The sequence below is a fragment of the Microbacterium wangyouchuni genome (genome assembly GCF_054072595.1).
In genome coordinates this window covers 1-21028 of sequence record NZ_JBSVRM010000013.1, presented here as the reverse complement: position 1 = coordinate 21028, position 21028 = coordinate 1, and the positions used below count along the sequence as shown (strand labels likewise).

Genomic DNA, 21028 nt, shown 5'->3' with positions numbered 1-21028 from the left:
ACTCAGCGGAAACAACGTGACCATGAACAGCTCCTTCAATCAGAGCGTTGCTCCCACCATATGAATCCGCCCGCGAAATAGCAGCAGCAATTGCGACCGGAGCATGAGTCTTCCTGCACGCACGGCACACGTGACGGACGCGACGGGTCAGAAACGGATGCCGTAGGCCTGGCCACCGGGTTCGGCAGGCAGCGACTCCAGGCCGAGCCGCTCATAGAACGCGGCAGCACCGGCGTTCGCCGGGTCCATTCCCAGGTGTAACCCGGCCACGCCGCGGCGGCGCAGCTCTGCGAACAGGGTCTCGATGAGCTGCCGTCCGAGCCCCAGCCCCTGGGTCTCGGCCAACAGATCGATGTGCAGGTGCGCGGGGTACGCCGCCGCATTCCGCTCGCGCCCGGGTCCGCGCTGGTAGCCGTAGGTGATCAGCTTCTGCTCGCGCGTCACCGCCTCGACCGGACGAGGAAAACGCGCGGCGAACTGCGGCCACCACTCATCGTGAAACCACTGCTCAAAAGCATCCGTGTCGTCAGTCGCGACGATGTATCCGATCGTCCGCGCGTCAGCGGATTCGACAACCCAGGCAAGATCCGGATGCCGTTCGGCATAGGGCACCGCGAACAGCAGCCCCCAGAGTTCGTCGTCGCTCAGGATCCCCGTTGCATCAGCACCGGCATCCGCTGTCCTCACGCAGATCTCGAACAGCGCCGGGCGGTCGCTCGCGCGATACCGGCGGATCGTCACCGGGGCGCTTCCGTCTCGGACAGAGGCGGGGAACCCTGTGCCCACACCACCATGATGCTGCCGACGATCAGCGTCACCCCGGCGCCCACGAGCATCCCCCCGATCGTGTCGGTCAGCCAGTGCACCGACAGCGCGGTGCGCGACAGTGCCATCGCCAATGTCCAGAACACCGCGATCAGCACCACCCACAACCGCGGAAAAAGCAGCACCGCCAGCATCGCGAGTGTCGCCGCATTCGCTGTATGCCCCGAGGGGAATGAACCGAAATCGCTCGCGACGAGCATGTCCACCGGCCGCGCACGACCGAAGAGACTCTTAAGCAGCTGAACCGCACCGACACTGACCAGCAGCGTCACAGCGACGAAGACCGCCGCCTGCCAGCGCTTCACCAGCAGCAGCGCCGCGACGATGAGCAACGGGATCAGATAGGTTGCGATCCACCCGCCACCGACATGGTTGAACACATCGGCAAGGCCAACGAGAAACTCGGACCGGATGCTGACCATCAACGCGTTCCAGCCAGTGTCGATCGCGATCGGAGCATCCGGTCCTGCCGCAGTGAGCGAGGACCCCAGGGCGATCGCGGCAAGAATCGCGCCGACGCCCCACCAGAGCAGTGCCGGACGAGTCATCCGCCCATTCTGTCGCAGAACCGTGCGCAAAGGCTACGGATTCAGCATTCCGACCGTACGCGGACGCACGATCAGCCAGAGAGCGAGGATGCCGATGACCGCGCATCCGACCATCACCGAGGCCATCGTCGTCGCGGTGATTCCTGCGCCGGCCGAGATGAGCCCCACAACCGGAGAGATGATCGCGGCGACGCCGTTGTTGCTCGCGCCGAGCACTGACGCAGCGGTGCCCGCTGCCTTGCCGTGGCGGTCCAGCGCCAACACCTGCACGCATGGGAACGAGAACCCGCAGGCCGTCATGAACACGAACAGCGGGATGACCGTTCCCCAGAATCCGAGGCCGAGCTGGTCGTCGAGCACGATCGCGGCTCCGCTGACCAACAGTACGGCGGTCGAGAATGCGAGCACCCACTGCGGTCCGAACCGGGCCGCCAGCCGTGATGCGACCTGCACGCCGACGACGACTCCGACCGAGTTGGCCGCGAACAGCCAGCCGTACTCCTGCGCGTTCAGACCGTGGGTTTCCTGGAACAGGAACGGGGATGCGGAGAGGTAGGAGAACAGTCCAGAGAAGGTCATCGCGCCGATGATGAGCACACCGACGAACACACGGTCGCTGAAGACGCTGCGGTAGCGCTGCCAGATCGTGGTGCTGCCGCGGTCATTGCGGCGCTCCTTCGGCAGGGTCTCCGGAATGAACAGCATCGCGCACAGCAGCATGACCGCGCCGTAACCGGCGAGCACGACGAAGATACCGCGCCACGGCATGATTCCCAGCAGCCATGAGCCGATCAGGGGTGCAACGACCGGCGCGACACCGGACACCAGCGCCAGCCGCGAGAGCATCACGACGAGTCGGCGCCCGCCGAACAGGTCGCGGACGATCGCCATCGCGACAACACCACCGGCAGCAGCACCGACACCCATCAGCACGCGCGTGCCGCCCAACAGCAGCAGATCCGGGGCGACGGCTGCGGCGATGCTTGCCAGCACGTGCAATGCTGTCACGACGATCAGCGGGATACGCCGACCGACCTTGTCGGACAGCGGCCCCACGACCAGCTGACCGACGGCGAAGCCGATCATCGTGCCGGTGAGTGTCAGCTGGATCGCAGCCGATGTGGTGTTGAAGTCCTGCTCGAGCACGGGGAATGCCGGCAGGTACAGATCGATCGTGAACGGGCCCAGCGCCGTGAGTGCCCCGAGCACGATGATGTATAGCACCCGGCGCGCGTTGGAGATCGCATCTCCCGGGTGCAGCATGATCGGCGCGGTCGCCGGATCCGCCCCGAGAGTGCGAATGGCGCTCGTGGGCGTGCTGGTGCGGATTGTTCCGGTGATGGCCCGGATGCTGCCGGTCGGAGTTCGCTGAGGATCAGGAGTGGATGACGGGGAGGGTGTTGAATCGTTCAAGATTCCCCAATCCTACGCGCGCGATCTGACCCGCGACGGAACTCAGACCGAGATGCGCGCGAGCCCCTGCTCGAGGTCGGCGATGAGGTCGGCGATGTCTTCGATGCCCACGGACAGTCGTACGACGTTTTCCGGCACGGCGAGCTCGGTGCCGCGTACGGAGGCGTGGGTCATCTCGGGCGGGTAGCCGATCAGTGATTCCACACCGCCGAGAGACTCTGCCAGCTGGAACAGCTCGGTCGACTCAGCGAATGCCCGTGCGGCGGCGGGTCCTGCAGTCAGCGCGAGTGACAGCATCCCCCCGAACCCGCTCATCTGCCGCGCCGCGATCTCGTGGCCGGGATGCGAGGCAAGTCCCGGGTAGAAGACCGTCTCGAACTCAGGGCGGGCCTCGGCCCATTCGGCAATCGCCTGCGCGTTGGCGGTGTGCTGACGCATCCGCACGGCGAGCGTCTTGATGCCGCGCGTGGTGAGCCATCCGTCCAGCGGAGCGGAGACCGCCCCGACGGCGAACTGCTGGAACTTGATCTGCTCGTAGAAACGATCATCGGCAAAGACGACCGCGCCGCCGAGCACATCGGAGTGTCCGCCGAGGTATTTGGTGGTCGAGTGCACGACGAGGTCTGCGCCGAGCGCGAGCGGCTGCTGCAGGGCAGGCGATGCGAAGGTGTTGTCGACGACCACCAGGGCACCGGCTGCGTGCGCGATTTCTGCAATCGCCGCGATGTCGACGATCTTCAGCAGCGGGTTACTCGGCGTCTCGAGCCAGACGATCTTCGTCTCGGGTCGCAGCGCCTGCTGAATCGCTGCAGCATCGCCGAGTTCGACCGTCGTGGTCTCGATGCCCCAGGGCGCGAGCACCTTGGTCAGCAGCCGGTAGGTTCCGCCGTAGACGTCGTTGCCGAGCAGTACATGGTCTCCCGGGCGGAGGATCCCGCGCAGCAGAGCGTCTTCGGCGGCGAGGCCGGAGGCGAAGGACAGTGCGTGCGAGCCGCCTTCGAGCGCGGCCAACTGCGTCTCGAGGGAGGAGCGCGTCGGGTTTCCGGCGCGGTTGTACTCGTAGCCTTCGCGGAAGCCGCCGATGCCGTCCTGCACATGCGTGGAGGCCTGGTAGATCGGCGGGATGATCGCGCCGGTGCGCGGGTCGGCTGATTGACCGGCGTGGATGGCTCGGGTAGCGAAAGCGTGGTCGGACATGCCCTCAGCCTACGACCGTGGCTCCGCCGCCGCCCCTCCCATTACGCCCCGCGACGCCCCGCTCCCCCTCCCCCGCTTGCGAGTGGCCATTTGTGGCTCAAAAATCGCGAAAAATGGAGCCACAAACGCCCAGTCGCAAGGGGGTGGGGGTGGCGAGGGGTGGGGGCTAGCGGGAGAGGTAGGAGAGCAGGTCCTGACGGGTGAGCACCGTGTGCGGGCGGCCATCGATGGTCACCAGGAGAGCGTCGGCTCCGGCGAGCGCCGCACGCGCCTGATCGACGGATGCATGGATGCCGATGAGGGGCAAGCTGTCGCTGACATGTGCGGCGACAGCATCTGTCGGCTTCGCCTCGCCGCGGAAGAGCAGATCCAGCAGCCCCTTCTCATCGACGCTGCCGACAACCTCGCCCATCATCACTGGCGGCTCGGCGCTGAGCACGACGAGCTGCGAGACGGCAAACTCGGCCATCATGGAGATCGCGTCGAGCACGGTGTCGGTCGGATGCGCGTGCACGAGTTCCGGGATGCCGCGCCCCGATCCCTGCGCCTGTCGCACGGCGAGCACGTCGGCCACGGTCTCCCCCGCCTCGACATCGCTGAACCCGTACGAGCGCATCCAGGAGTCGTTGAAAATCTTCGAGAGGTAGCCGCGACCGCCGTCCGGCAGCAGCACCACCATCACGGCATCCGCTGGCAGAGTCTTGGCCACCCTCAGCGCGCCGACCACAGCCATTCCGCTGGACCCGCCAACGAGAATGGCCTCTTCGCGAGCGAGACGGCGTGTCATCGCGAAGGATTCGGCGTCGTCGACGGCCACGATCTCATGCGGGACGGCGGGGTCGTAGGATCCCGGCCAGATGTCCTCACCGACGCCCTCGACGAGATAGGGACGGCCCGTGCCGCCGGAGTAGACGCTGCCCTCGGGATCGACGCCGATGATCCGCACCCGGTCGTCAGAGACCTCACGCAGATAACGCCCGGTCCCGCTGATCGTGCCGCCGGTGCCGATACCTGCCGCGAAGTGCGTGATCCGGCCGTCGGTGGCCTCCCAGATCTCCGGGCCGGTCGTCTCATAGTGGCTGAGCGGACCGTTGGGGTTGTCGTACTGGTTCGGCTTGAACGCCCCGGGAATCTCCTGCACGAGGCGATCACTGACGCTGTAGTACGACTCCGGGCTGTCCGGAGCGACCGAGGTCGGCGTCATGACGATCTCGGCACCGTAGGCGCGCAGCACGTCGATCTTGTCCTGACCGACCTTGTCGGGCACGACGAACACGCACCGGTACCCGCGCTGCTGGGCGACCAGGGCGAGCCCGACACCGGTGTTGCCGCTGGTGGGTTCGACGATCGTTCCGCCGACTGACAGCTGGCCGCTTTCCTCGGCTGCATCGATGATGCGCCGGGCGATACGGTCCTTCGCCGAACCGCCCGGGTTCAAATATTCGAGCTTGACCAGCACCGTGCACTCGATGCCTGCTGTGACATGCTGCAGCTTCACGAGAGGGGTGCCGCCGACGAGGTCGGCGATGTGCTCGGCGTAGTCCATGGATCAAGCGTACGGGTGGCGGATGCTGTATTACCCCTTCGTCGATCCCGCCAACAGTCCGCGTACGAAGTACCGCTGCAGTGCGAAGAACACGATTAGCGGAACGATGATCGACACGAACGCGCCTGCGGTCAACAGGTGCCAGTCGTTGCCGCGTGTTCCGGTGATCTCGGCCAGTAGTTTCGTGATCGGCGCAGCGCCGCCGTCGGCGAACACCAACGCGACCAGCAGGTCATTCCACACCCACAGGAACTGGAAGATCGCCACCGAGGCGATCGCCGGCATGGTCAGCGGCAGCACGATGCGGAAGAAGATCTGCCCGCGGGATGCCCCATCCACGCGCGCTGCCTCGATGATCTCGCCGGGAATCTCCGACATGAAGTTGTGCAGCAGGTAGATCGCCAGCGGCAAGGCGAACATCGAGTGCGCGAACCACACTTGCGCATATCCGCCAGAGGCACCCAGCGGCAGCGTGATCTGCAACCCGAACAGGCTGAGACCTCGCGAGAATGTGCTCAGCAGCGGCACCAGGGCCATCTGAATCGGCACGATCTGCAGCGCGAAGATGAAGATGAACAGGAAGTTGCGGCCCTTGAAGTCGATCCATGCGAACGCGTACGCCGCCATGGAGGCGATCATCAGCGGGATGATGGTGGCCGGGATCGTAATCGCGATCGAGTTCACGAAGGACTCGATCATCGTCAGCTGTGTCGTTCCGGACTGCAGCACATCGACGTAGTTCTCGCCGGTGACCTGGGGGTTCAGGAAGAACTCCCACCAGCCGCTGGTGAGAATCTGGTCACGAGGACGGAACGACGAGATGAACAGTCCCAGCGTCGGGATGGTCCACAGAACCGCGATGACGATGGATGCTGCCGATGCCCACGGCCGCGACAGCTTCTTGCGTGTTCGTCCTGCCGAGGCGCTCAGCTTCCCGCCCGTGGTGATCGCGCGGGTGCTCTCCGAAATGGGGTGCTTCACGTCAGTCATCGGATCTCCCGCTGCTTCTGGATCTGGCGTGCGTTGTATATGACGATCGGCAGCACCAGGATGAACAGGATGACGGCGAGCGCAGCACTGCGTCCCGCCTCGAATTTCGAGAACTGCGTGTACATCTCATTGGCGAGCACGCTGGTCTCGTAGTTTCCGGCGGTCATGGTGCGAACGATGTCGAAGACCTTCAGCGAGGCGATCGAGATCGTTGTCAGCACCACGATGAGCGCCGGTCGAATCGCGGGCACCGTGACGGATTTGAAACGCTGCCAGGCATTCGCGCCGTCAAGCTCTGCGGCCTCCAGCAGCTCCATCGGCACGCCTTTGATGGACGCCGACAGGATCACCATCGCGAAACCGGTCTGCACCCAGATGAGTACGATAATGAGGAACAGCGTGTTCCACGGGGCGTTGAGCAGGAACTGTTGCGGCTCCCCGCCGAACCAGACGATGAGCTGGTTGAGCAAACCGATCTGTTCGTACTGCGGGCCGCGGTACTCGTACATGAAGCGCCAGATGATGCCGGCGCCGACGAACGAGATCGCCATCGGCATGAAGACGAGGACCTTGTAGATCTTCTCCCCGCGGGTGCGGTCGATGAACACCGCGTAGGCAAGACCGACGATGGTCGACACGGTCGGCACGACGAGCACCCAGACGATGGTGTTCACCACGACACGGATGCCGTCGGGTTGCCCGAAGATCCAGGTGTAGTTGGCGAGTCCGACAAAGCTTTTTCCGGAGGAGTTCAGGAATGAGGCGACGAAGGTCTGCAGCGACGGCAGGATGAGCCCGACCAGAAGCAGCAGGAATGCTGGCGCCAGGAAAGCGACCAGCTGGATCAGATATCCCTTGCCGGCCCGGGAGCGGTAGTCCAGCAGGAAGAACACGGCGCCGACGACAACGGCGACGCCCATCGCCCAGTAGTAGGAGCGGAAGAACCACATCACAGCCAGTGGCACGAGCACGCACATCGCCAGTCGTGCGACGGTGTACCAGGTGCCGGCTCGTGGAGCGATGTCCACGAGGAACAGGATCAGGGCGACGACGATGGCGAAGGCGATGACAAGGACCACCGCCTGCAGCACCGCCGGGAGCGTCCCGATCCATTGAAAGAAGTCGATCGCGGTCACGGAGTAGTCCCCTTTACAACACTGTGCAGATCATCATCGGTCCTCGGCATCGTTGCCGGGGACCAGAGTTGGCGGGCCGCCCGAGGGCGACCCGCCAAGAGTCGGATTAGCCTGCCGGCCAGCCCGTCTCGATCTGTGCGAGGACCTCATCGGTCGACGTGCCGTTGACCCACTCGACCATGCCCTTCCAGAACGTGCCCGCACCGACAGCGCCCGGCATCAGGTCGCTGGCGTCGAAGCGGAACGTGGTGTCGGGGTCTTGCAGGATCTTGATGGTCTCCTGCAGGATCGGGTCCTGTGCGTTGGCCGGGTCGAGGCCGTTGTTCGCGGAGGTGACACCGCCTAGGCTCACGCGGCTGTTCGCCCACTCGGGGCTGGACAGGTACGCGAGCACCTTCTGCGTGGCCTCGCTGTCGCTGAACGCGCCGACGATCTCACCGGCACCGGTCACTGCCTTGTCGTCTGCACTCTCACCCGGGAGCATAAATGCCCAGACGTCGCCGTCCTCAGCGATTTTCGTACCATCGGGGAAGAAACCCGACAGGAACGACGCCTGGTGCGTCAGAGCACATTCTCCACCGGCGAGCGCGGGGGCGACATCTCCGAACGCGGTCGAGTTGATCGACTGCACAGGACCGAATCCTGCGTTGACGTTCGCCGGGTTCAGCAGGATCGCGCCGACCGAGTCGAACGCCGCCTTGATCTGCGGGTCGGTGAAGGGCACCTCGTTGGTGACCCACTGGTCGTAGACCTCGGGGCCAGCCTGACGAAGCACGTAGTCTTCGATCCAGTCGGTGCCGGGCCAGCCGGTAGCCGTGCCGGACTCGAAGCCTGCACACCATGCAGGCGTGCCGGTGGCGGCCTGGATCGTCTCGGTGAGCGCGGTCATATCGCCGAGTGTCTCGGGAACTTCGACGCCCCATTCGGCGAACTTCGCCGGGGAGTACCAGATCCAACCCTTGACGTTCGCCATCAGCGGCGCACCGTAGAAGGTGCCGTCGTAGGTGCCGTAGTTCACCCAGTCCTCAGTCCAGTACTCGTTGGCGTTGCTCTCGACCTCTTCGGGTGCGGGCTTGAGGAAGTCACGCTGAGCGAAGTCTGCGAACAGACCGGGCTGCGGGAAAATTGCGATGTCGGGCGGGTTGCCGCCCTGTGCACGGGTTCCGAGCTGCGTCTCGAAGTCCTGGCTGCCCTCGTATTTGATCTCGATGTCGTTCTCTTCGGCCCAGTCGGCCCACGACTCCTGCATGAGTTCAGCTTCGCTGTCGACGATCGTGCCGTAGATGGTGACGGTGCTGGACTCGCCTTCTCCGCCGCCTCCGCCGTCGCCGCCGCCCGCGGGCGCGCCCGGAGCTCCACATCCTGCAAGCGCGATGCCCGCTGCCCCAAGCAGGGCGAGCGGCGCGAGGCGCCGATAACGCTGTGACAGTGCCATGTGACTTCTCCTCTTCGAGTTCACGTTCCCGGCGTGTGACGCCGCCTGAGCAGACGATTCGGGAACCGCTTCCAGGCCCAACCTACTGTCCTGCGGTGCCCGGCACAATGGAAGATGGTCACAAGCTGACAACCTTTCGACGGCATCCGGGATTTTTTTGGGAGCGCTCCCGTCACCGCCAATGTGGAACCGGTTCCTTTTGCTCAGGATGCGGACTACGCTGTGCTCGGATGCTGTGAGCGCACCGTCGCGCTCACCGCCGCCGGGAGGAACCATGAGCACGATCGCGGATGTCGCCGCCCGTGCCGGTGTTTCCAAAGCCACCGCGAGCCGCGCGCTCAGCGGGCACGGCTACGTGGCCGATGCGACGCGCATGCTGGTCGAGAAGGCTGCCGCCGAGCTCTCCTACGTCGCCCATTCTTCGGCGACGAGTCTGGCCACCGGTCGCACACATGCGGTCGGAGTGATCGTGCCGCGCCTCGATCGCTGGTACTTCTCTGAGATGCTCACGGGCATCCAAGAGTCGCTACTCGAACACGGCTACGACCTCACGCTGTACGGTCTTGCCGAGCACTCCCCCACGCGCCACATGGTGTTCGACACGATCCTGCCGCGGCGCAGGTTCGACGGGATCATTGCCGTCGGCATTCAATCCAGCGTGCACGAGCTGGACCGACTGCGCGGCCTGGGCAGTCCGCTGGTGAGCGTGGGGCCGTATCACGAGGGCACGAGCACCGTATCCATTGACGATGCCGCTGCCGCGCAGATCGCCACCGAGCATCTCATCGACCTCGGACACACCGCGATCGCCTTCGTCGGGGCAGCGACGGAGTCCGCCACTTTGGGCTTTGGCGACGCGCGTCGGTTGGAGGGCTATCGACGGGCGATGGATGCCGCAGGTCTCGGCGAGCACATTGTGATCAGCGCCTCCGGCACCAGCATGCCCAGCGGTTACGAGGCGTCCGTTGATCTGCTCGGCAATCGGCGCACGCGCCCGACCGCGGTTGTCGGGGTATGCGATGAGGCAGCGATCGGCACGATCATCGCGGCGCGACGGCTGGGGATTGCTGTTCCCACCGAGCTGAGCGTCGTCGGAATCGATGATCATCAGCACGCTGAGATGTTCGCTCTGACGACGATCCGGCAGCAGCCGCGCGAGCAAGGTAACGCCGCCGTTCGACTGCTGGTTCAGCAGCTCCAGCATCCGCATGCCGAAAAGGAGCACGTCGTCGCCGTCTCGGCACTCGTAGTCCGCAACTCCTCCGCCCCGCCCCGCTCCCCCTAGCCCCGCCCCCAAAAAGCTTGCGAGTGGCCATTTGTGGCTCGGTTTTTCGCGAAAATTGAGCCACGAGCGCCCACTCGCAAGCAGGGGAAAAGGAGTGCGGGGACGACGAAGGCCCCGGGCGTGAGCCCGGGGCCTTCGTGCAAAGCAGAAGTGATTACTTGAGGGTAACCGTTGCGCCAGCAGCCTCGAGGGTCTCCTTGGCCTTCTCTGCGGTCTCCTTGTTAGCGCCCTCAAGGACAGCCTTGGGAGCACCGTCGACGACAGCCTTGGCCTCGCCGAGGCCGAGCGAGGTGAGCTCGCGGACAGCCTTGATGACCTGGATCTTCTTGTCGCCAGCAGCCTCGAGAACGACGTCGAACGAGTCCTTCTCTTCCTCGGCCTCAGCAGCGCCTGCGCCAGCAGCACCGGCAACGGCGACGGGGGCAGCAGCGGTGACGTCGAACTTCTCCTCGAACGCCTTCACGAACTCGCTGAGCTCGACGAGGGTGAGGTCTGCAAACTGCTCGAGCAGCTGCTCAGTGGTGAGCTTCGCCATGATGTATCTCCTAGATTGGTGGTTTTGTAGAACGAGAACGCCAGTCGCTTACGCGGCTGCGGCGGTCTCCAGCTTTTCGCGAAGAGCGTCGATGGTGGCCGCAGCCTTGCCCATCGTTGCCTTCATCATGCCCGCAGCCTTCGCAAGCAGAACCTCACGGCTCTCCAGCGCGGCGTACTTGTCGACCTCGTCGGCGGTGAGAGCGTTGCCCTCGAAAACGCCGCCCTTGATCACGAGAAGCGGGTTGGCCTTGGCAAAGTCACGCAGAGCCTTCGCGGTGGCGACGAAGTCACCGTGCACGAACGCGACAGCCGACGGACCCTTGAGGTCGTCGTCCAGCGAGGAGATTCCCGCCTTGTTGGCGGCAATCTTGGTCAGCGTGTTCTTCACCACGGCGTACTCAGCGTTCTGACGGATGCTGTTGCGCAGCTCCTTGAGCTGGGCAACCGTCAGACCGCGGTACTCGGTCAGCAGGACGGCGTTCGAGTTCTCGAATGACTTCGTGAGCTCGGCAACCGATGCATCCTTCTGCGCCATGGTCACTCCTTGGTGGGTACGAGATGCCACACGGTGGTGCGGCATCGACCTGGACCGCAGCTGCAACAAAAAAGCTCCGGCGCAAGCGCACGGAGCTGAGAAAAGTTCGTGACACCTGCGCGGGCCCACTGCTGAGCAGTGCTTCAATCACATCACGCTTGCGCGCAACATGATGACCAGCGGTCTTTGGTTGAGATAAGACTACCTGACGTGCGGCCGCTCCCCAAATCGCGGCCGCGCGGTGCCGCGGCGGGCCGCTGCCATCCCCCGCTTCCTCGTCCGACCGGCGCCCCGACTTACCGCCCACACCCCCAGTTGCATACGCAAATACCACGGAGCCTCGGCGACATCCGGGGGCGACGACGGATGCTACCGACTCTGCTGCGCCGGACCGCAGCGCACTCAGCACGGACGGATACCGAAGGACGCCAGACGTGAGCCCAGGTCGCCCGCCGTCCGGATGTGCTCTGACCCCCAGCGGACCACTCCCCACCCTGTCACGCCACGAACAGCATCCTCGCGCGCCTTCTCCTCCAGGACGACAGCCCCGGCTTCCCGCCCACCTGCAAGGTCGGGGTCGAGATACTTTCCCTTACCGTCGAACTCGCCGAAGGATCGTGCGCCACGAAAGGCGAAATCCATCCAGTAAACCTCGCCTGCAGGCCCCATGACCTGGGTCTGCAGGTCGATATCCGTGAACCCCAGACGCCTCAGGTGAAGGCGGCTGACGCTCTCGCCTGGGAGCTGTGCCCGCCCGTCGGCGAACGACAACAAGTCACGCGCCTGCCGGATACCGCGCACCCTCAGAACCGCCGCGCGTTCTCCGAGGCGGTCATGCCATTGCGCCGCGAGGTCTGGGTCTTGTTGCTGCCCGCGCACGGCGACGCGGCGCAGCGCTGCATCCGCAATAGACAGCGCAGCCTCGGGAGACAGTGAGCAGGCAAGATCCAGCACGGTTCGATCCAGTGACGTGCAGCGGATGCCGTCGACCTCGATGATGTCTTCACTTCTGACCTCGACATTGTGCTGCGCGATGTTCGACACCGTCCGCCCGTGGCGCCTACCAAAGATCAGAATGTGGACGTTCTTCGGTGTCAGTCGATACAGCGGAAGCCCCAGCACAACTGCGGCGGAGACTCCGTAGAAGACGGGCCCTCTGCCACCCGCGCTGCGCGCCGCCGCCAGCACGTGAAGCAGGTGCTGCCCTTCGATCCACAGCTGCTTCCACTCAACAGCATCCACATACCAACCACGGCGCACGCGGATAAACGCGCCGCTGGCGACTAAAGCGTGCAGGCCTCGTTCGGACAGACCGCTGTGAAGCATGTCCTCGCGAGAGCGCAGAAGCACACTCGCTTGTGCGATGTTGATTGTCCGGCGCATCCCGTTACCCTGCCCGTCGATGCTTCGGGGCCACGGCGTGAAATCCACGTTCGGTGGATTATGGCCACGTTCCGGAATCTGTGCAGAACCAGTCGCGCGACGTCGGCTACTGTCCGCTCTCTTCAGCCATCATTCGTCGGCGCTCCCAGGTAGCGCCGACGCTCCCTCGAAACTGCGCAAATATCCCGGGGCGTCGGCGACGCCCCGGAGCCTCGACGACAGAAGGGGCGAGGCAGCGGGGTCAGTGCCGGTCGGCGGCGCGGCCACTGTGCCCGGCAAGGGCATCCGCCGCGCGCACCAGCGTGAGGTGCGAGAAAGCCTGCGGGGTATTGCCGGCGTGCCGTTGCCCGCCGACGTCGTACTCCTCCGAGAGCAGCCCGACATCGTTGGAGAGCCCGACCAACCGATCCATCAGCGCCGTGGCCTCGTCGAGGCGGCCGCTGGCTGCATACTGCTCCACGAGCCAGAAGCTGCAGGCGAGGAACGGATGCTCTCCGCCTTCCAAGCCGTCCACCCCGGATGCTGCGCGATACCGCATCAGCAACCCGTCGCGGACGAGGGTGCGCTCCATCTGCTCGACTGTGCGCAGCATCCGCGGATCATCGGCCGCACAAAACCCGACCTGGGGAAGAGTGAGCAGCGAAGCATCCACCTCGTCGGTGCCGTAGTGCTGCACGAAATAGCCATCGGCGTGAACACCGCGCTCGTCGATCTCAGCACGCAGTTGCTCGCGCAGACGCGTCCAGGCCTCGACATCCCCGGTCATGCCGTGCTCGGTCACCGCACGCACACCACGATCCAATGCCGCCCACATCATCACGCGCGAGTGCGTGAAGAACTGCGGCTCCCCGCGGATCTCCCAGATTCCGTTGTCCGGCACATCGAACCCGACCACCACCCGACCGATCAGAGCACGCTGCAGGGGCCAGGAGAACTCCGACTCATCGAGTCCGGCAATTCGCGCGGCTTCCAGTGCGACCAGCACCTCGCCGATCACGTCGCCCTGGTACTGATCAACGGCACCGTTGCCGATGCGAACCGGCGCTGCCCCGTCATACCCGGGAAGACTGTCCAGCTCCCGCTCGGCGAGGTCGCGCTCACCGGCGATGCCATACATGATCTGCACTTCGTCCGGATCGCCAGCAACCGCCCGCAACAACCAGCGCCGCCAGTGGTGCACCTCTTCCAGGAAGCTGTGCGCGATGAGCGCCTCGAGCGTCAGCGCAGCATCGCGCAGCCAGACGAATCGATAGTCCCAGTTGCGCGATCCGCCGAAGTCTTCGGGCAGCGACGTCGTCGCAGCCGCCACAATGCCTCCCGTGTCGCGGTTCGTCAGCGCACGCAGAACCAGCAGTGAGCGGATCACCGCGTCGCGATGCGGACCGTCGTGGGCGATAGAGCTCGCCCACCCCTGCCACCACGATCGCGTCCGGGCGATGGCTGCGTCGACATCGAGTGTTACCAGCGCATCGTCGTGCGAGGGGTGCCACCCGAGAGTCAGATCGCGAGTAACCCCCGCTGACACCGCAAACGTCGCTGTGTGCGCATGGTCGGATGCTGTGAACCTGATTCCTCGGACGACAACGGCGTCCGGTCCCGCGATAGCGCTCAGCGCGGGCTCATCCTCGGTGCCGATCTGTCGCACCCAGGGCAGAGTGCGCGCATAGTCGAAGTGCAGGCGCAGCTCGGTCGTGAAATCGACTGTGCCGCTGACCCCGATGACGCGACGCACCACGTCGGTACGATCATCCGTCATAGCGAGGAAATCCTGTACCTCGGCCACGCCGGTGGCCGTCTCCCACCGCGTGACGAGGATGAAGGTGTCCGGCAGATAGGAACGACGGACGGTCGCATCACCATCCTGCGGCCGCAGCGACCAGCATCCGTGTGAGGTGTCCCCCAGCAGTGCTCCGAAAACCGACGGCGCATCGAACCGCGGCGGACAGAACCAGTCGATGCTGCCCTCGCGGGAGACCAGTGCCGCTGTGCGGCAGTCACTGAGCAGTGCGTAATCCTCAATAGGAGCTGGCATCTCACCGATTGTTGCATGCCTCTAGTCGATGCGCACGGGCAGCGTTACGGTGGGCGCATGGAGACCTCAACAACGCTTGTGATCCTCGGCGCTTCCGGTGACCTCACTGCCCGGCTGCTCTTGCCAGCTCTGGGACAGCTGCTCACGCTCGAAACCAATCGTCGGGTGCGCCTGATCGGCGCAGGCACCGAGGACTGGAGTGATGATGATCTGCGCCAGGTCGTGCAGACCTCATTCGCGACATCGGATGCTGGTACCGCCACCGAGCGCGTCACTGTCGAGTACCGCCAGACCGACATCACGAAGGCCGACGATCTCGGCAATCTGTTGAAGGGACTGGAGGGGCAGGTGGCGATCTACTTCGCCGTGCCGCCGTCGATCGCATCCGCCGCGTGCGAGGTCCTCACCCCGGAGATGATTCCAGCAGGTGCGATGCTCGCACTGGAAAAGCCCTTCGGCACCGACGAGGCCAGCGCTCGCGCCCTCAACGAGCGCGTGGCCGTGCTCGTGCCGGAACATCAGGTGTTCCGCGTCGACCACTTCCTCGGAAAATCCACCACCCTCAACCTGCTCGGCGCGCGCTTCGCCAACCGGCTGCTGGAGCCGCTCTGGTCGGCAGAGAGCATCGAGTCGGTCGCGATCGTCTATGACGAGAAGCTGGGGCTGGAAGGACGCGCTGGTTACTACGACAATGCCGGCGCGTTCATCGATATGATTCAAAGCCACCTGCTGCAGGTGATGGCGGTGCTGGCGATGGAGCAGCCCGCGACGCTGGGGCAGGAAGACTTCCGCGAGGCGACCTCAGCAGTGCTGCGGGCGACGACGATTTGGGACGAGGATGCCGCATCCGCATCCCGCCGCGCGCGGTACACCGCGGGCAGCGTCGACGGTGTCGACAAGCCCTCGTATGTCGATGAGCCGGGCGTCGATGCCGAGCGTGGCACTGAGACCCTCGCCGAGGCGACGTTCGAGGTGCGAAACGGCCGCTGGGCCGGGGTGCCGTTCACGCTGCGTTCCGGGAAGGCCCTGAGCGACCCGGCGCGCGAGATCGTCGTCACCTTCCGCGCGGTGCGGCACGTCCCGGTCGGACTTACCGGATCCGCGGATGGCGCGATCCTGCGCTTCTCGCTGGGGCCCGACAAGATCTCGCTGGAGATGAACCTCAATGGCGCCGCTGATCCGTTCGTGCTCGAGCGCGCAACGCTCTCCGCCGACCTCGGTGCCGGAGACCTGCTGGCCTATGCCGAGGTGCTCTCCGGAATCCTCGATGCCGACCCGATGCTGTCGGTGCGCGGGGATGCTGCGGAGCAGTGCTGGCGCATCGTGCAACCGGTGAGGGATGCCTGGTCACGCGGGGAGGTCCCGTTGGAAGAGTACGCCGCAGGATCGAGCGGACCGGCCGATTGGGCCGTTCGACGCTGAGCGCAACGACGCACACTCCACGGCCAGCACGCCCGACGCGCGGGGCCGCGCCGGGCCGCGCGAGGCGGCGCGAACCCGGCGCGGCTGGGCCGGGGGTGTCGTCCGCTCGGGGTAGCCTCGAATGGTGACTCCGGAACTTCAGGCTCGTATCGTTGCGGATTCCCGCGACCGCGTCGCCTGGCTCCGGGCACGAGCGCGCGGCATCACCGCGACCGATGTTGCGGGATTGACGAGCGAGATCTCCATCAAGCGCGCCGCAGACTCCAAACTCGGCGGCGGACCCCGTTTCGGTGGCAACGCCTACACCGATCATGGTCGGCGGCGCGAGCCGGAGATCGCCGCGTGGGTTGCCGCCACGCACGGCATCCATCCGTCATCCGCACTGTTCCGCGCAGAGAGCGAGCACCGGCATCTGGCCACGCCGGATGGCGTCGTGCAGGATGCCGCAGGCCGCATCATGCTGGCCGAGATCAAGACGACGAATAAGAACTGGCGCACGATTCCCCGCACCTATCTGCGGCAGGTCTGGTGGCAGCAGCACGTGCTCGGCGCGGAGCGGACCCTGTTTATCTGGGAAGAGCACGACAACTTCCGCCCGATCCACGATGAGCCCCGGTGCGTGTGGATCGACCGCGACGACCGCGAGATCAACACACTGGTCGGACTCGCCACCCGGCTGATCGACGAGCTCTACCACCGCACCACCGGGCAGCGCCCGCCGAGTGTCGACAGCGCCGATGCCGCCAGCCGGCGTGAGTCGCTGCGCGAGCGCGATGCCTTCCGCGCCCTCGCTCTGGCTGACTGACCAACCGCGCTTCCCGCGGCATCCATCCCGCTCTCACCGATAGTTGACAAATGTCAACTCCTCTTCTAAGGTTGACTTTTCTCAACTTTCGCGCGTCAGTGCTGCCGTGCCATCCCACCTCTCGTCGAAAGGTGCGCATGAGCGCTCAGAACCCACCTACCGCGTCGACGGCTGCTCGCATGACCCACCGTCAGGTGCTGCAGGCACTGTCTGGCCTGATGCTGGCGATGTTCTGCTCGATGGTGTCGACCACCGTCGTCGGAACCTCGCTGCCGATCATCGTTCCCGAACTCGGCGGCACGCAGACCTCGTACACCTGGGTCATCACGATGACCCTGCTGACCACGGCCATCTCTACCCCCATTTGGGGCAAGCTCGCCGACCTCGTCAACCGCAAGAACCTGATGATCCTGGCGCTCGTGATCTTCGTGCTCGCCAGCGCCGGCGCCGGATTCTCGCAGAACACCGAGATGCTCATCATGTTCCGAGGATTCCAGGGCCTCGGCGGCGGTGGGCTCGCAGCTCTCAGCCAGGTGCTGATGGCGGACATCCTCTCCCCGCGTGAACGCGGCAAGTACATGGGCCTGTTCGCCGGTGTCATGGCCGTCGCCACCGTCGGCGGGCCGTTGCTGGGTGGAGTCCTGACCGACAGCGTCGGCTGGCGCTGGAACTTCTACGTCGGCGTTCCGCTGGGCGTCCTGGCGATCATCGTGCTGGTGCGCACCCTGAAGATCGACCAGATCCGTGCCGCGAAGATCCGCATCGACTACTTCGGCATCGTGCTGCTCTCGGTCGCTGCCGGCCTGCTGCTGGTCTGGGTCTCCAACATCTCGACCTACGGCTGGTTGAGCTGGGAAACGCTGATCATGGTCGGCTCCGCTCTGATCGCCACCGCGCTGTTCATCGTGGTGGAGTTGAAGGTCGCCGAGCCGCTCATCCCCCTGACGCTGTTCCGCAACCGGACGTTCACGCTCTCGGTGCTCGCATCCATCTCCATCGGTGTCGCGATGTTCGGCACCTCGGTATACCTGGCGCAGTACATGCAGGTCTCGCGCGGCTACGGCCCGACCGAGGCCGGCCTGCTGACCATTCCGATGGCAGCCGGCATGCTGATCTCGTCCACCGTGATCGGACAGCTCGTCACCCGCACCGGAAAGTGGAAGAGCTTCCTCGTCACCGGCGCCATTCTCATGATCGCTGGCACCTCCCTGCTATCGACACTGCAGTACGACACGTCGCTCTGGCTGGTCGGCACCTACATGTTCCTGCTCGGCGCCGGCACCGGCATGACGATGCAGAACCTCGTGCTGGTCGTGCAGAACACCACCGGCCCGCAGGAGATCGGTGTCGCAAGCTCAGGCGTGAACTTCTTCCGCACCGTCGGCGGCACCACGGGCGTCGCGGTGATGGGCTCCGTACTCGCCGGCAGCATGGCTCAGCAGGTGACTGCCCGCAGCAAGGAGATCGCTGAGGCGATCGCCGAGCTCGGTGCCCAGGGCAAGGCCATTGCCGAACAGCTCGCTTCGGGTGCGCTCCCGACCACCCGCGACATGCCGGAGACCATCCGCGTGATCATCGAGGACATCTCCGCACAGGCAATCTCGCACGCATTCCTCATCGGCGTGCCGCTGGCTGTGCTGAGTCTGATCGCCATCGCATTCCTGCCCAATAAGCCACTGATCAAGCAGAACAACATCGAACGCGCCAGGCAGCAGCGTCGAGAGAACGAACTCGCGGTGGCCACGGCTGAGACCGGATCCATTCCCGTGCACCGTCCCGAGAACGACTCATGACCGGCGACAGCGCTCGTTCCGCGCTCGATGAGGAACGAATCACCGCGATCACCGGTTTGGAATCCGAGTTCGGTGAGCTGATCACGCACTTCCGTCGAGTCGTCATGGAGAACGCCGAACGGCTGAGCCCGGGCATGCTGCCCACGGCATACAAGGCATTCACCACCATCGTCCGCCTCGAGTCGAGCACGGCCTCGACGCTGGCGGACGTGCTGCAGATGGACAAGGGGCAGCTCAGCCGCACGGTGCGGGAGTTGGAAGAGCTGAGCCTCATCGAGCGCACACCAGACCCGGCCGATCGCCGCTCCACGCTGATCTCTGCGACGACAGAGGGCCTGGAGCGCCTCGCTCAGGCCCGCCGCCCCCAGGAGGGCAGGTTGCTTCGGAGCCTAGGAGCGTGGGAGCTCGAGGACATCAAGACGCTGTCTACGCTGCTGCACCGTCTGACGGCCTCTGCGCGCGAAGGCTGAGTCAGTCGAGCACCCGTGCCGCTTCGGCGCCGACTTCGCGGGCAATGTCGTCGAGCAGCGTTGAACGCAGGTTCCATTGCTGCCAGTACAGCGGTACGCGAACGGGTTCGCCGCCGAGATGGATCAGAGAGCCGGATGCCACGGCAGCAGTCGCCTGCGGGGTCGGGAGCATCCCCCAGCCCAGGCCGAGCAGGACCGCCTCGGCGAAGTCGTGCGAGGCCGGAACATAATGACGCGGGATGCCGTGCTCGTCGAGCCCGTACGACTGCAGCCAGGTGTGCTGCAGCGAATCGCGCCGGTCGAAATCGACGAATGGCGCCCGGCGCAGTGCCTCGACGTTGATTCCTTCGGCGAACCAGCGGTCTACGAACCGCGGTGTCGCCACAGCGTCGTATCGGAAGATGCCCAGTGGCGTCACCGAGCATCCGGTGACCGGCGTGGCTTCCGAGGTCACCGCGGCCATGACCTCACCTGATTCGAGCAGCCGTGCGGTGAAGTTCTGGTCGTCGCGGTGCAGATCGAAGTCGATGTCGAGTCGTTCGGCCAGACGCGACAGCGGCGCCAGGAACCAGGTGGCCATCGAGTCCGCGTTGACGGCCAATGGCACGCTCACCCGTGCGCCAGCAGCATCCAGCCCGAGAGCGGCGAGCGTCTCGTGCTCGAGCAGCGCGACCTGGCGTGCCATTCGGACTACGGCTTCGCCCGCTGCGGTCGCGAGAGCCGGCTTCGCTCGGACGATGAGCACCTGACCGAGCTGTTGTTCCAGGGCCTTCAGCCGCTGGCTGATCGCCGACGGCGTGATGTTCAGCGTTCGGGCGGCCGCATCCAGGCTGCCGCCATCGACGATCGCGGCGACGGTGAGTGCGAGCTCTGCGGAGATACCAGCCATATAAGCCACACTAATGTGACTGAAGATCTGATCGCTGGCTCTTATGAGCACTGCGGCATAACGTCGAGACGTGATCTCATTTCTCGCCGGGCTTGGGCTCGGGCTTTCACTCATCATCGCTATCGGCGCGCAGAACGTATTCGTGCTGAGGCAGGGCATCCGGCGTCAGCATGTTCTCGCCGTGGTGGCCGTCTGTGCGCTGTCGGATGCTGCGCTCATCATCGCTGGTGTCGCCGGGCTTGGATTCCTGCTGCAGAGCGCGCCCTGGCTGATCGCTGTCGCTCGCGTGCTGGGAGCCCTGTTCCTGCTCGGCTATGCGGCACTCGCGGCGCGACGCGCTCTCCGGGGCACGGAGAAGGGTCTGCGCATCGACGCCGAGCCGACCTCGAGCAGATTGCTCCCGGTACTGGGAACGGTTCTGGCTCTGACCTGGCTCAACCCGCACGTGTATCTCGACACCGTGCTCATGCTCGGTTCGATCGCCGCCACCCACGGCGAGGCACGATGGCTCTTCGCCGGCGGAGCTGTGCTCGCGAGCGTCGTGTGGTTCAGCGCACTCGGATACGGTGCCCGCTATCTCGGCCGCTGGCTGCGCACGCCCCAGGCATGGCGGATCGTGGATGCCGTCATCGCCGTAGTTATGGTGACCATTGCCGTCAACCTGCTGCTGCCTGTATTTACCCCGTGATGACGAGGCTGCGACGCAGTCGCACGTTAACGCAAAATGGCCACCCAGCGTTGGGTGGCCATTTTGTCTAAAAGAAGTTCGGCGGTGTCCTACTCTCCC

General features: G+C 65.1%; 19 protein-coding genes. 6 read left to right on the top strand and 13 right to left on the bottom strand.

What is annotated here, in order from left to right:
• Positions 1-147 precede the first annotated feature (147 nt).
• From ACW5CM_RS16050 to ACW5CM_RS16015, 8 genes are all read right to left on the bottom strand, one after another.
• On the bottom strand, positions 148-741 hold the full coding sequence (locus tag ACW5CM_RS16050; RefSeq protein ID WP_457125610.1) for a GNAT family N-acetyltransferase: 594 nt from the start codon (positions 739-741) through the stop codon (positions 148-150).
• The gene (locus tag ACW5CM_RS16045; protein WP_457125609.1) at positions 738-1373 is read right to left on the bottom strand and encodes a phosphatase PAP2 family protein; all 636 of its coding nucleotides are present in this window, start codon (positions 1371-1373) and stop codon (positions 738-740) included. Before ACW5CM_RS16045 ends, ACW5CM_RS16050 begins: the two co-directional genes overlap by 4 nt.
• Before the next feature lie 33 nt (positions 1374-1406).
• Positions 1407-2636, bottom strand: coding sequence for a multidrug effflux MFS transporter (locus ACW5CM_RS16040; protein ID WP_438255532.1), 1230 nt, complete (start codon positions 2634-2636; stop codon positions 1407-1409).
• A gap of 192 nt (positions 2637-2828) precedes the next feature.
• On the bottom strand, positions 2829-3983 hold the full coding sequence (locus ACW5CM_RS16035) for a cystathionine gamma-synthase (RefSeq protein WP_438255528.1): 1155 nt from the start codon (positions 3981-3983) through the stop codon (positions 2829-2831).
• A gap of 166 nt (positions 3984-4149) precedes the next feature.
• Positions 4150-5529: a cystathionine beta-synthase gene (locus ACW5CM_RS16030; RefSeq protein WP_457125608.1), complete on the bottom strand. Its 1380-nt coding sequence runs from the start codon at positions 5527-5529 to the stop codon at positions 4150-4152.
• Between the two features lie 30 nt (positions 5530-5559).
• The gene (locus ACW5CM_RS16025) at positions 5560-6519 is read right to left on the bottom strand and encodes a carbohydrate ABC transporter permease (RefSeq protein ID WP_438255867.1); all 960 of its coding nucleotides are present in this window, start codon (positions 6517-6519) and stop codon (positions 5560-5562) included.
• Positions 6516-7655 carry a carbohydrate ABC transporter permease gene (locus ACW5CM_RS16020; RefSeq protein WP_457125607.1) on the bottom strand — a complete coding sequence of 380 codons (1140 nt, stop codon included), beginning with the start codon at positions 7653-7655 and terminating at the stop codon, positions 6516-6518. Before ACW5CM_RS16020 ends, ACW5CM_RS16025 begins: the two co-directional genes overlap by 4 nt.
• A gap of 106 nt (positions 7656-7761) precedes the next feature.
• Complete coding sequence (locus tag ACW5CM_RS16015) at positions 7762-9090, bottom strand: ABC transporter substrate-binding protein (protein ID WP_457125606.1); 1329 nt, start codon at positions 9088-9090, stop codon at positions 7762-7764.
• A 274-nt stretch (positions 9091-9364) separates the two neighbouring features.
• On the opposite strand from ACW5CM_RS16015, the gene ACW5CM_RS16010 reads away from it, so the two are divergent.
• The gene (locus tag ACW5CM_RS16010; protein WP_457125605.1) at positions 9365-10375 is read left to right on the top strand and encodes a LacI family DNA-binding transcriptional regulator; all 1011 of its coding nucleotides are present in this window, start codon (positions 9365-9367) and stop codon (positions 10373-10375) included.
• Positions 10376-10529: 154 nt separating this feature from the next.
• Here ACW5CM_RS16010 and rplL read toward each other — a convergent pair whose 3' ends face one another.
• The 4 genes from rplL to ACW5CM_RS15990 form a co-directional block, all read right to left on the bottom strand.
• On the bottom strand, positions 10530-10910 hold the full coding sequence (gene rplL / locus ACW5CM_RS16005; protein ID WP_438255871.1) for a 50S ribosomal protein L7/L12: 381 nt from the start codon (positions 10908-10910) through the stop codon (positions 10530-10532).
• Positions 10911-10958: 48 nt separating this feature from the next.
• A complete protein-coding gene (rplJ, locus tag ACW5CM_RS16000; RefSeq protein WP_438255872.1) occupies positions 10959-11447 on the bottom strand; it encodes a 50S ribosomal protein L10 in 489 nt (162 codons plus the stop codon).
• 402 nt (positions 11448-11849) lie between these two features.
• Complete coding sequence (locus ACW5CM_RS15995; RefSeq protein ID WP_457125604.1) at positions 11850-12830, bottom strand: hypothetical protein; 981 nt, start codon at positions 12828-12830, stop codon at positions 11850-11852.
• Positions 12831-13071: 241 nt separating this feature from the next.
• Positions 13072-14862 carry a glycoside hydrolase family 15 protein gene (locus ACW5CM_RS15990; protein ID WP_457125603.1) on the bottom strand — a complete coding sequence of 597 codons (1791 nt, stop codon included), beginning with the start codon at positions 14860-14862 and terminating at the stop codon, positions 13072-13074.
• Positions 14863-14919: 57 nt separating this feature from the next.
• Between ACW5CM_RS15990 and ACW5CM_RS15985 the strand changes: the two genes are divergently transcribed.
• From ACW5CM_RS15985 to ACW5CM_RS15970, 4 genes are all read left to right on the top strand, one after another.
• Positions 14920-16284: a glucose-6-phosphate dehydrogenase gene (locus ACW5CM_RS15985; RefSeq protein ID WP_438255875.1), complete on the top strand. Its 1365-nt coding sequence runs from the start codon at positions 14920-14922 to the stop codon at positions 16282-16284.
• Positions 16285-16408: 124 nt separating this feature from the next.
• Positions 16409-17089 carry a YqaJ viral recombinase family protein gene (locus ACW5CM_RS15980; protein ID WP_438255876.1) on the top strand — a complete coding sequence of 227 codons (681 nt, stop codon included), beginning with the start codon at positions 16409-16411 and terminating at the stop codon, positions 17087-17089.
• A gap of 137 nt (positions 17090-17226) precedes the next feature.
• Complete coding sequence (locus ACW5CM_RS15975; protein WP_439256511.1) at positions 17227-18882, top strand: MDR family MFS transporter; 1656 nt, start codon at positions 17227-17229, stop codon at positions 18880-18882.
• Positions 18879-19352, top strand: coding sequence for a MarR family winged helix-turn-helix transcriptional regulator (locus ACW5CM_RS15970; protein ID WP_457125602.1), 474 nt, complete (start codon positions 18879-18881; stop codon positions 19350-19352). The genes ACW5CM_RS15975 and ACW5CM_RS15970 overlap by 4 nt, the downstream gene beginning before the upstream one ends.
• A gap of 1 nt (position 19353) precedes the next feature.
• Here ACW5CM_RS15970 and ACW5CM_RS15965 read toward each other — a convergent pair whose 3' ends face one another.
• Entirely contained in the window at positions 19354-20241 is an 888-nt protein-coding gene (locus ACW5CM_RS15965) for a LysR family transcriptional regulator ArgP (RefSeq protein WP_457125601.1), read from the bottom strand.
• Between the two features lie 70 nt (positions 20242-20311).
• Between ACW5CM_RS15965 and ACW5CM_RS15960 the strand changes: the two genes are divergently transcribed.
• Positions 20312-20929, top strand: a complete 618-nt coding sequence (locus ACW5CM_RS15960; protein WP_438255880.1) for a LysE/ArgO family amino acid transporter — start codon at positions 20312-20314, stop codon at positions 20927-20929.
• Positions 20930-21028: the final 99 nt, after the last annotated feature.